Source organism: Costertonia aggregata, assembly GCF_013402795.1.
GTDB lineage: Bacteria > Bacteroidota > Bacteroidia > Flavobacteriales > Flavobacteriaceae > Costertonia > Costertonia aggregata.
The window spans coordinates 692,485-704,604 of sequence record NZ_CP058595.1 but is presented as its reverse complement, the minus strand read 5'-3'; the positions used below and the strand labels follow the sequence as shown (position 1 = coordinate 704,604).

The window sequence follows — 12,120 nt, the reverse complement described above, 5'->3', positions numbered from 1 at the left end:
TGATGAAAAACAACATACTCAACATTTTAAAAGGAAAGTTTTTGGTGAGCGGTGATGCGCCCAAGAACTGGTTGTTTATCATATTTACCTCTTTTTTGGCCGTTGTCATGATAGCGAGCTCTCACAGTGCGGATAAAAAGGTACATGAAATTGCGGCTTTAAATGAAGAGGTAAAAGAATTGAGAAGCGAATATGTAGATGTGCATAAAGACGTACAGCGCTTGAAATTGGAATCAAAGATCACCGAGATTCTGGAAAAGGACGAATTGTACCCGTCCAAAACACCGCCTAAAAAAATTAGGGTAAAAACGATAAGCGAATAAGTGGCCACGACCGAAAAAAACATACTGACCCGATTATATATAGTAGCGACTTGCTTGTTTCTGTTTGCGGCCGCCGTTGTGGTGAAGCTGGTAAGCATTCAAATGGTAGATGGTGACAAGTATAAAGAATTGGCCGAAAAGCGTACTGAAAAAATGTTCACTATTGAGCCGGCACGCGGTAATCTATATTCAGATGATGGTAGTCTTTTGGCGACTTCTGTATCTCGGTATACTATTAGGTTTGATGCCGTTACGGTCAAAAACGATGATTTTCAAGAAAATGTAAAGCCCCTTTCCGATAAACTTTCAAAGTTGTTAGGGAAATCATCGTCACATTATCAAAGACTGTTTAGAAAGGCAAAGGCCAACAAAAATAGATATGCCTTGATTGCCCGTAATTTGGATTATTCCGAGTATATGGCGGTTAAGGATTTCCCCTTGTTCAATAAAGGGCCTTACAGGGGCGGGCTCATTGTTGAGCAGAAAATTGTTCGCGAACATCCGTTGGGGAAGATTGCCGAACGTAGTGTCGGCTATGAGCGTATTGATGAAAATGGGTACATCACCCGAGTAGGGCTAGAAGGTGCATTTGGGGATTATTTAAGGGGCGATGAAGGTAAAAGGTTAAAGCAAAAGATCGCCAAGGGCCAATGGAAACCCATTGGTCAAGAAAATATTGTTGAGCCCAGGGATGGCTATGATGTGATTTCTACGATTGATATCAATATCCAAGATATTGCACATCATGCCCTGTTGAAACAATTGGAGCATTATAAGGCCGACCATGGTTGTGTTATCGTGATGGAAACCAAGACAGGTGAAATCAAGGCGATTTCCAATTTGGGAAGAACACCCGATGGAAAATATTATGAAAGGTTGAACTATGCCGTTGGGGAATCTCATGAACCGGGCTCCACTTTTAAATTAATGTCGATGGTGGCCGCTTTGGAAGATAAGGTCATAGATACATCTACGGTCATAGATACCGAAAATGGTAGGTTTAAGGTATATGATAGAACGGTACGTGATTCCAAATGGGGCGGTTACGGAAAAATCTCCGCTGGTAAGGCCTTTGAGATATCATCAAATACCGCTTTTGCTAAAATAATCCATAATAATTATAAGGAAACTCCCGAAAAGTACGTGAATCGATTAATGCGTATGGGACTTCATAAAGAGTTGGGCCTTCCGATAAAGGGAGAAGGCAAACCTGTAATCAGGTATCCTGGGGATAAGGGTTGGTCCGGTATTTCCCTAGCGTGGATGTCCCATGGCTACGAGGTTTCGTTGACGCCATTGCAAACGTTGACTTTTTATAACGCAATCGCGAATGACGGGGAGATGTTGAAACCTAGATTGATAAAAGAGGTGAGGGAATGGAACAGAACTATTTTGGCGTTTGACAAAGAAGTGATTAATCCGTCCGTATGCTCTCAGGAGACCATAGGTATGGTAAGGCAATTGTTGAAGAACACCGTCGAAAAAAAGCATGGTACAGGCCATGGGCTCTATTCTTCCGATTTTTCTATGGCAGGTAAAACAGGTACTGCCCAAAAAAACTATGTATCCAAAGATCCAGATAAGTTGAAATACATATCAACGTTTGCGGGATACTTTCCTGCAGACGACCCCAAATATTCCTGTATTGTTGTAATCCATGAGCCGGACAAGAAAGTGGGGTATTACGGTGCCGATGTTTCGGGCCCGGTTTTTAAATCCGTAGCCCAAAAAATTTATGCCACATCCCCTTTGGTAGATGAGGTTGATTCTTTAAGACCGCCAACTCCCGAACTGGATAAAAAATACCAAAGCTATTATGCCCAATCGCAAAAAAAATATAAAGAAGTACCCAATGTTACGGGTATGAGTGGAATGGATGCCGTCTCAATATTGGAAAATTTAGGACTGCAGGTAGAAATAAAAGGGAACGGTAAAGTAAGGAAACAATCCATTTCTCAAGGAACGGATTTAAAAGAAGTGAAAAAAATAATACTGGAGCTATCTTGAACTCTTTAAAGGACATATTATATGGAGTAGGTATATCCGCCGTTAGCGGATCTACGGGTATTTTGGTTAACGCCATCTGTTTTGATTCTAGAAAAGTAGGTCTAGATGATGTTTTCGTAGCCATAAAAGGCACTGTGGTAGACGGTCATGCCTATATAGAAACGGCGATAGATTCTGGGGCAAAAGCTGTTATATGTGAGCAATTGCCAGAGAATTTGGTAAACGAAATTACTTATGTAGAGGTAAATAATGGCAACGCTGCATTGGCCATAATGGCATCTAACTACTACAATACTCCTTCAAAAAACTTAAAACTGGTGGGTGTAACAGGTACCAATGGTAAAACTACGGTAACCAGTTTGCTATATCAGCTTTTCAAAAAGGCAGGTTATAAAGTAGGATTGATATCTACCATTAAAATTATGGTTGATGATACGGAATATCCCACCAATTTAACGACTCCAGATGCTCTGACGATAAATAGCCACATGGCGTTGATGAACGACGCAGGTGTGGAATATTGTTTTATGGAGGTAAGTTCGCACGGTATTCATCAAAAAAGAACAGAAGGATTGGTTTTTGAAGGTGCCATTTTCACTAACCTTTCGCACGACCACTTGGATTATCACAAAACATTTGCCGAGTACAGGGACACCAAAAAAATATTATTCGATAATCTTTCTAAAAAAGCGTTTGCGTTAACCAATATTGATGACAAGAACGGTTTGGTCATTTTGCAGAACACCAAGGCAAAAAAGGTGACCTATGCCCTAAAAACCTATGCCGATTATAGGGCACAGATTTTGGAAAACCAGTTCAGCGGACAATTGTTGAAGATTGATGATAATGAACTTTGGAGCAAATTAATAGGCCATTTTAATGCCTATAACATGTTGGCCATATACGCCACGGCAGATTTGCTAGGCTTGGAAAAATTGGAGACGCTTCGCTTGTTGAGCGAGCTGGAAAATGTCGACGGTAGATTTCAATATTACATATCAAAAAAGAAAATAACGGCTATTGTTGATTATGCCCATACGCCGGATGCGCTAAAAAATGTGCTTGATACAATTAACACATTAAGGACTGGAAATGAAAACGTTATCACCGTCGTGGGGTGTGGTGGTGATCGCGACAAGTCTAAGCGTCCGGTTATGGGTCATATCGCTTCGGAAATGAGCAATACGGCCATTTTTACGTCCGATAATCCAAGAACGGAGCTGCCTTCGGCCATTATTGAAGAAATGGAGGCTGGAGTAGAAGCGCAGAACGTAAAAAAAACTTTATCTGTAGAAAATAGAAAGCATGCCATCAAAACGGCATGCCAATTGGCCATGGCCAACGATATAATTTTGGTGGCGGGCAAGGGCCACGAGACCTATCAAGAAACTAATGGCAAGCGTACCGATTTTGATGACTTTAAAATAGTAAAGGAACTTTTGAAAGATTTGAACAAATAAAATAATAATCAAAAAGCTCAATTTGAACTTGAGCCTTGAACTGGAATTTTAATACATGCTATACTATCTCTTTGATTATTTGGAAAAACAATACCAATTGCCAGGAGCAAGCCTATTTGGGTTTTTGACCTTTAGGGCTGCTATGGCCGTATTGTTGTCCTTGATAATTGCGACGGTATACGGCAAGCGCATCATTCTTTTTCTGCAGGGTAAGCAAATAGGGGAGTCGGTTCGTGATTTGGGATTGGAAGGTCAAAAGCAGAAGGCGGGTACACCAACTATGGGCGGTATCATCATCATAATGGCAACTTTGATTCCGGTACTTCTTTTCTCCAAACTAGAGAATATTTATGTGATTTTATTGATAGTGACCACTATATGGATGGGAGTCATCGGCTTTGTTGACGATTATATCAAAGTCTTCAAAAAAGACAAACAGGGTTTAAAGGGCAGGTTCAAGGTAATGGGGCAAGTAGTGCTTGGTTTGGTAGTGGGGGCAACGCTCTACTTCCACCAAGGTGTGACCTTAAAAGAAAAAATAGTAGATGGTGCAGTTATGGTCAATACAACAGAAAAAATAGAATGGGAAGAAATAAAGTCGACAAAGACCAACGTACCGTTTTTCAAGAACAATGAATTTGACTACAGTGATTTTATTTCATGGGCAGGGGACGGTCTCGAAAAATATGCGTGGCTCATATTTATTCCCATTGTTATCATTATCGTGACAGCAGTATCCAACGGCGCCAACTTAACTGACGGAATCGATGGCTTGGCCGCCGGCACGTCGGCCATAATAGTACTCACGTTGGGGATTTTCGCATGGGTGTCCGGTAATGCTATTTTCTCGGATTATCTAGATATTTTCTTTATTCCCGATGCTGGGGAATTGGTTGTGTTCATAGCTGCTTTTGTGGGAGCTTTGGTCGGTTTCTTATGGTACAATGCCTTTCCGGCCCAAGTTTTTATGGGTGATACGGGTAGCTTGACCATAGGAGGTGTAATTGCGGTCATAGCCATTATTGTGCGTAAAGAACTATTGATCCCATTACTGTGCGGTATTTTCTTTGCGGAGTCCATTTCCGTCATGTTGCAAGTAGGTTATTTTAAGTATACCAAAAAGAGGCTGGGTGAGGGCAAACGGATTTTTTTGATGGCTCCGCTGCACCATCATTATCAAAAAAAGGGATATCACGAAAGCAAGATTGTCGTGCGTTTTTGGATTGTGGGCATCTTGTTGGCCATAATAACCTTTGTGACCTTAAAAGTGCGATAAATGAAACGTTTGGGAATACTGGGCGGTGGTGAGAGTGGTGTTGGTACGGCCATCTTGGGAAAGCAAAAGGGATATGATGTTTTTGTATCCGATAAAGGAAAAATAAAAGAAAAGTATATAAAAGTTCTTGAACATTTTGAGATTGATTGGGAAGAAGGCCAGCATACCGAAGCTAATATTTTAAATGCGGATGTGGTGATGAAAAGCCCTGGGATTCCAGATAAGGTTTCCTTGGTCAAAAAATTGGTGGAAGCGGGAATTCCCGTGGTGTCAGAGATTGAATTTGCATCAAAATATACAGATGCCATCATCATAGGAATAACCGGAAGCAATGGTAAAACCACTACGACCATGTTGGCGGATCATATATTGAGACAAGGTGGCTATGATGTGGGAATGGCCGGTAATATTGGTGATAGTTATGCCAAAATGGTCGCAGAAAACGATTTTAGGTACTATGTGTTGGAAATCAGCAGTTTTCAGTTAGATGGTATCGTAGATTTTAGACCGCACATTGCCATACTAACGAATATTACACCAGACCATTTGGATAGATATGAGTATAAGTTCGAAAATTATATCGCTTCCAAATTCAGGATAGCCATGAACCAGAACGAGAATGATTTTTTCATTTATGATGCTGATGACAAGGTCATAACCAAATGGCTCAAAAACAACCCTATCAAATCTACCTTGATTCCATTCTCCATAGAAAAGGAGCTGGGAACAGGGGCATATCTCAAGAACGATAAAATACAACTAACAATTCAAAACAATACGATTACGATGCAAACGGACACTTTGGCTTTAGAAGGAAAACACAACCTCAAGAATACTATGGCAGCTTCTGCGGCAGCCAAATTGGTAGGTATCCGAAAGGAAACGATTCGACAATGCATAGAAAATTTTCAAGGGGCTCCCCATCGTTTGGAAAAAGTCTTGAAAATTCATCATGCACAATATATAAACGATTCCAAGGCAACAAACGTAAACGCTACGTATTACGCTTTGGATAGCATGAGCACACCAACGGTTTGGATTGTTGGTGGGGTTGATAAAGGCAATGATTATAAGGTGTTAATGCCTTTGGTGCGGGAAAAAGTAAAGGCGATTATTTGTCTGGGCGAAGATAATTCCAAAATAAAGGATGCTTTTGGCAATGTAGTTGACCTTTTGGTCGAGACCTATGCCATGACCGAAGCGGTAAAAGTTGCCTATAAAATAGCAGAGCGAGGCGATACGGTATTGTTGTCACCTGCATGTGCCAGTTTTGACCTGTTCGAAAATTATGAGGATAGGGGAAATCAATTTAAGGAAGCGATAAAAAATTTATAAAACGTGTTGGCATTTTTCAAAAATATAAAAGGGGATAAGGCTATTTGGGGAGTGGTAGCCCTATTGGCCTTGTTTTCCTTTTTGCCTGTATACAGTGCCAGTAGCAACTTGGTATATGTAGTGGGGAATGGTACCAATATTGGCCATTTGCTCAAGCACGGCCTATTACTGTTTTTGGGCTTTGGTATTATTTATGGTATACACAGGATTCCCGTTCATTTTTTTAAGGGCTTGTCCATAATTGCGATGCCTATAGTGCTGGTGCTTTTGGTATATACTTTGGCGCAAGGCACTACGATTGATGGTGCCAATGCCAGTAGGTGGATTCGGTTGCCAGTGGTGGGCTTTACTTTTCAGACCTCTAATTTAGCTGCCGTTGTGCTCATGATTTATGTGGCGAGGTACCTAACAAAGATCAAGGATAAGACCATCACCTTCAAAGAAAGTATCTTGCCTTTGTGGGTACCTGTATTCTTGGTATTGATACTTATTTTACCTGCCAATTTTTCGACTGCCGCCATTATTTTCTTTATGGTTTTAATGCTTTGCTTTCTGGGGGGGTATCCCATAAAATATTTATTGGGAATAGTGGGCTCCGGTCTTTTGGTGCTTACGTTATTTATACTCACGGCCAAAGCTTTTCCGGATCTGTTCAACAATCGTATTGATACTTGGGAAAACAGGATAGAGAGTTTTATGAACGGTGAGGATATCGAGGCCGATTATCAAATTGAAAAGGCAAAAATAGCGATTGCTACTGGTGGTATTGTGGGTAAGGGAGCGGGAAAGAGCATACAGAAAAACTTTTTACCGCAAAGTTCATCCGACTTTATCTATGCCATCATAATTGAGGAGTACGGCCTCATAGGTGGGCTGGTGCTATTATTTTTTTACCTGTTACTGCTTTTTAGAATTGTGGTCGTGGCCAATGGGAGCAAGACCATTTTCGGAAAATTATTGGCTGTGGGTGTCGGCCTTCCAATTGTATTCCAGGCATTTATAAACATGGCCGTAGCGGTAGAGCTGTTTCCGGTTACGGGACAAACATTGCCTTTGATCAGTAGTGGGGGTACATCCATATGGATGACATGCTTGGCAATAGGTATAGTCCTCAGCGCTAGTAATAAGGAAATAACGGTAGGCAAAAAGAATTCGGTAATAGATGATACAAACCCTTTAGAAGTATTAAGTGGGCAATTATAGATTTATACTTTCTGGAGGGGGTACAGGCGGGCATATTTATCCGGCAATCGCAATCGCCGATGAATTGAAAAATAGATATCCAGATGCCGAGTTTTTGTTTGTCGGGGCAAAAGATAGAATGGAGATGGAGAAAGTGCCACAGGCAGGATATAAAATTGAAGGCCTTTGGATCAGTGGAATACAAAGAAAACTCACTTTGAAAAATTTGATGTTTCCGTTTAAGGTAATAAGCAGTTTAATGAAGTCAAGAAGTATACTTAAAAGGTTCAAGCCCAATGCCGTTGTAGGCACTGGTGGCTTTGCTAGTGGACCTTTGTTGAGAGTGGCTTCGGAAAAAGGTCTGCCGTGTGTGCTGCAAGAGCAGAATTCTTATGCGGGGATTACCAATAAACTATTGGCCAAAAAAGCCAAAAAAATCTGTGTTGCTTATGATGGTATGGAAAGGTTTTTTCCTGCGGATAAAATTGTAAAAACGGGTAATCCGATTAGGGGTAATCTGGTCAACGCTGAAGTTGATCGCCACAAAGTCTTTGATTTTTTCGGCCTTGATTCCAAACAAAAAACACTATTGGTGTTGGGAGGTAGTTTAGGTGCCAGGCGTATCAACGATTTGATAGAGGAAAAACTAGATTTTCTAAAAACCTTTGGCGTACAGATTATTTGGCAGTGTGGTAAACTGTATTTCGAAACCTACAAACGGTACGGCTCTGAAAATGTAAAGGTTTATGCCTTTTTAAACAGAATGGATTTCGCCTATTCCGCTGCAGATATCATCATATCAAGGGCGGGGGCAGGATCGGTATCGGAATTATGTATTGTAGGTAAACCGGTGATTTTTATTCCATCGCCGAATGTGGCCGAAGACCATCAAACTAAAAATGCACAGGCATTGGTATCAAAAGATGCAGCATTGATAATACAGGAGAAAAACTTGGAAGAGGAATTTGAAAATACGTTTTCGGATGTATTTCTTTCTCAGGCCAATCAAGAAAAATTGGGGAAAAATATAAGGAAGTTGGCATTGCCAAATGCTACTAAGCATATTGTGGACGAAATAGCTAAGCTTTTGTAATGATGAATTTAGAGAACATACATAACGTTTACTTCATAGGGGTAGGAGGTATAGGTATGTCCGCCTTGGCTCGTTATTTTAGGTTCATTCAAATGAATGTTGCGGGTTATGATAAGACCAAAACCCCTTTAACGCAAGAGTTAAGTGCTATCGGGGTCGATATTCACTATTCGGACGATATTTCGTTGATTTTGGATATGTACAAGAACCCAAACAATACCCTGGTAGTATATACGCCAGCGGTACCCAACAATCATACGGAATATCAATATTTTATAAACAATGGGTTTGATATAAAAAAGCGTTCGGAAGTTTTAGGGCTGATTACAAAAGATACATTCTGTTTTGCCGTAGCGGGAACGCATGGCAAAACTACAACGTCAGGCATACTCGCCCACCTACTAAAAGAAACGGGAACACCTTTGACGGCATTTCTTGGGGGGATATCGGAAGACTTCAATAGTAATTTTCTTTTGGAAGGTACAGAATACTCGGTCGTGGAAGCCGATGAATATGACCGTTCTTTTTTAAGGTTATCCCCAAATGTGGCCTGCATAACATCAATGGATGCGGATCATTTGGATATTTACGGTGATGACAAAAACATCAAAAAATCATTTATGGATTTTGTGGGCTGTATAAAGCCGGGGGGCAAATTATTTGTTAAAAGCGGCTTGCCTTTACAAGGTATCACCTATGGCATAGAAGACGATTCTGATTACTGCATAAAAAACCTGAAAATAGAACATGGCACCTACATTTTTGATTTGGGAACTCCTGACACTGTTGTGACTGGAGTTAGATTTAATAAACCGGGAAGACACAATTTGCTGAACGGTCTGGTCGCTTTTGCAATGGCGGTACAAGCAGGTTCCCCACCCTATCGCCTTGCCAAAGCTTTGGAAACCTTTAAAGGTGTGCAAAGAAGATTTTCATATCGAATAAAGAGGGACGACTTTGTCTTTATCGACGATTATGCCCATCATCCGACCGAGATAAATGCGGTTTTTGATGCTGTTTCGGAAATGCATGCCGACAAAAGTACACTAGCTGTTTTTCAGCCCCACCTCTTTTCAAGAACAAAGGATTTTGCAGATGATTTTGCAAAAAGTTTATCCAATTTTGACAGTATTTTGTTGTTGGATATTTATCCTGCTAGGGAAGAACCCTTACCGGGAATCACATCGGATTGGTTACTGAAAAAAATAGATAATCAGAACAAAAAAGTGATAGCAAAGTCCAAACTGGTCAGCGAAATAAAAAAGCAAAACCCTCAAGTGCTCATTACTATGGGCGCAGGGGATATAGGATTGGAAATATCAAAGATAAAAGAAGAATTTACCTATGCGAATTAATTGGAACTACATAAAAATAATCGTCTTGCTCGCCATAGTATCGGGATTGTATGCTTTTGCCAACCAAAGAAGTAACCATAAGAAAATCAGTAAGTTGAATATTGAGTTTTTAGGTAGTGAGAATCTGTATATCTCACATGCCATGGTTAATAAATTGTTAATACAAAATTACGGTGCCTTAGAAAACGTACCCAAAGAAAAATTAGTTTTGAATACTATAGAAGAGGTCTTGCAGGCCAATAAAATGGTAAAAAGTGCCCAAGTTTATCTTACTGTAGATGGTAAGCTTACGTCAAAAATTGTCCAAAGGCGACCAATCGGAAGAATAGAGGGGAATTCAAAATTTTATATGGATGATGAGGGCAAACGCATGCCATTGTCCAAGAATCATTCTGCAAGGGTTCCCATAATTACGGGCAAGATAACCGGGCAAACCCTAGAGGACGCATATGTGATTTTAAAACACATAAATGGCGATGATTTTTTGAGAAAGAACGTGATAGGAATACATATAACAGAAGAGGAAAACTATCAACTAAAGTTCAGGACGGATGATTTTACGGTGAATTTGGGTGGAGTTGACGGTTTGGAGGAAAAATTCAACAATTTCAAGGCTTTCTATACCAAGGCCGCAAAGGATAAAACACTGGAAAAATATAATCTAGTGAGCTTAGAGTTCAACAATCAAGTAGTGTGCACCAAAATATAAACTAATGGAACAAGGTAATTATTCAGTAGGGTTAGACATAGGAACTACCAAAATAGTGGCCATAATCGGTAAGGAAAACGAGTATGGTAAGATAGAGGTTTTGGGTATCGGCAAGTCCAAAAGTTTGGGTGTGCACCGTGGCGTGGTCAACAACATTACGCAGACCATCAAATCAATTCAACAAGCTGTAGAAGAAGCAGAGGTAAATTCAGGTCTAAAAATAGGCTCCGTAGTCGTAGGTATAGCAGGGCAGCATATTCGAAGTCTGCAACATAGCGATTACATCACCAGAAGAGATTCCGAAGAAGTCATCAATGATGATGATTTGGATAAACTGTGTAACCAAGTATACAAGTTGGTCATGCTTCCCGGTGAGGAGATCATACATGTATTGCCACAAGAATACAAAGTGGATGGGCAAGCAGAGATAAAACAGCCTATCGGGATGTACGGTGGTCGCTTGGAAGCCAACTTTCATGTGGTCGTTGGGCAGGTTTCATCCATCAAAAACATAGGGCGGTGCATTAAAAGTGCCGGATTGGATTTGGATAACATCACATTGGAACCCTTGGCTTCATCGGATGCAGTTTTAAGTCAAGAAGAAAAAGAAGCGGGCGTTGCACTGATAGATATTGGGGGCGGTACTACCGATTTGGCCATTTTCAAGGACGGTATCATTCGCCATACCGCCGTGATTCCTTTTGGCGGCGGCGTCATTACCGAAGACATTAAGGAAGGTTGCTCTATAATCGAGAAGCAGGCTGAGCTGTTAAAAATGAAATTTGGTTCTGCCTGGCCAGGGGAAAATAAGGACAATGAAATAGTTTCGATACCTGGTCTTAGGGGAAGGGAGCCCAAAGAGATTACCTTAAAAAACCTATCCAAGATTATTCATGCCAGAGTGGTCGAAATCGTGGAGCAAGTATATGTAGAGATAAAGAACTACGGTCACGAGGAGCAAAAGAAAAAATTGATAGCAGGTATTGTTTTGACAGGGGGAGGGAGCCAATTAAAACACTTGAAGCAATTGGTGGAATATATCACGGGAATGGATACTAGGATAGGATATCCCAACGAACATTTGGCCGGGGATTCCGAAGCTGAGATTGCCAGCCCTTTATATGCAACGGCAGTAGGGCTTTTAATGAACGCCATCAAGAATAAGGAAAAAAACAAAGCCGCAGAAGAGGAAGTAGTTCAAGAAAACCATGAAAAAGAAATGGCCTTTGCCGGTCATGAAGAGCAAAGTACCAATGCGGCCAAGGTAAGAAAGGAACGTAAATCCGTTTTTGATAAATGGTCCGAAAAATTGAAAGACTTTTTGGATAATGCGGAGTAAAACATCAATCAATACATATAGTAACCAGTAATATAAAAAAC

The 12,120-nt window shown here is 40.6% G+C and carries 10 protein-coding genes; all 10 read left to right on the top strand.

The window, feature by feature from the left end; translation table 11 throughout:
* Nucleotides 1-2 precede the first annotated feature (2 nt).
* From HYG79_RS03250 to ftsA, 10 genes are read left to right on the top strand one after another with little or no spacing between them, the layout of a single operon-like run.
* On the top strand, nucleotides 3-323 hold the full coding sequence (locus tag HYG79_RS03250; RefSeq protein ID WP_179240734.1) for an FtsL-like putative cell division protein: 321 nt from the start codon (nucleotides 3-5) through the stop codon (nucleotides 321-323).
* Nucleotides 324-2,330, top strand: a complete 2,007-nt coding sequence (locus HYG79_RS03245; RefSeq protein ID WP_179240733.1) for a penicillin-binding protein — start codon at nucleotides 324-326, stop codon at nucleotides 2,328-2,330. It abuts the gene before it with no gap.
* Nucleotides 2,327-3,790, top strand: coding sequence for a UDP-N-acetylmuramoyl-L-alanyl-D-glutamate--2,6-diaminopimelate ligase (locus tag HYG79_RS03240; RefSeq protein WP_179240732.1), 1,464 nt, complete (start codon nucleotides 2,327-2,329; stop codon nucleotides 3,788-3,790). Before HYG79_RS03245 ends, HYG79_RS03240 begins: the two co-directional genes overlap by 4 nt.
* 55 nt (nucleotides 3,791-3,845) lie before the next feature.
* Nucleotides 3,846-5,066, top strand: a complete 1,221-nt coding sequence (mraY, locus tag HYG79_RS03235) for a phospho-N-acetylmuramoyl-pentapeptide-transferase (RefSeq protein ID WP_179240731.1) — start codon at nucleotides 3,846-3,848, stop codon at nucleotides 5,064-5,066.
* On the top strand, nucleotides 5,067-6,401 hold the full coding sequence (murD, locus tag HYG79_RS03230) for a UDP-N-acetylmuramoyl-L-alanine--D-glutamate ligase (RefSeq protein WP_179240730.1): 1,335 nt from the start codon (nucleotides 5,067-5,069) through the stop codon (nucleotides 6,399-6,401). It begins immediately after the preceding gene.
* Between the two features lie 3 nt (nucleotides 6,402-6,404).
* On the top strand, nucleotides 6,405-7,604 hold the full coding sequence (locus tag HYG79_RS03225; RefSeq protein ID WP_179240729.1) for an FtsW/RodA/SpoVE family cell cycle protein: 1,200 nt from the start codon (nucleotides 6,405-6,407) through the stop codon (nucleotides 7,602-7,604).
* The gene (gene murG / locus HYG79_RS03220) at nucleotides 7,591-8,676 is read left to right on the top strand and encodes an undecaprenyldiphospho-muramoylpentapeptide beta-N-acetylglucosaminyltransferase (RefSeq protein WP_179240728.1); all 1,086 of its coding nucleotides are present in this window, start codon (nucleotides 7,591-7,593) and stop codon (nucleotides 8,674-8,676) included. Before HYG79_RS03225 ends, murG begins: the two co-directional genes overlap by 14 nt.
* Before the next feature lie 2 nt (nucleotides 8,677-8,678).
* Entirely contained in the window at nucleotides 8,679-10,031 is a 1,353-nt protein-coding gene (gene murC / locus HYG79_RS03215) for a UDP-N-acetylmuramate--L-alanine ligase (protein ID WP_179243470.1), read from the top strand.
* Entirely contained in the window at nucleotides 10,021-10,740 is a 720-nt protein-coding gene (locus HYG79_RS03210) for a cell division protein FtsQ/DivIB (protein WP_179240727.1), read from the top strand. The genes murC and HYG79_RS03210 overlap by 11 nt, the downstream gene beginning before the upstream one ends.
* 4 nt (nucleotides 10,741-10,744) lie before the next feature.
* The gene (gene ftsA, locus HYG79_RS03205) at nucleotides 10,745-12,079 is read left to right on the top strand and encodes a cell division protein FtsA (protein WP_179240726.1); all 1,335 of its coding nucleotides are present in this window, start codon (nucleotides 10,745-10,747) and stop codon (nucleotides 12,077-12,079) included.
* Nucleotides 12,080-12,120: the final 41 nt, after the last annotated feature.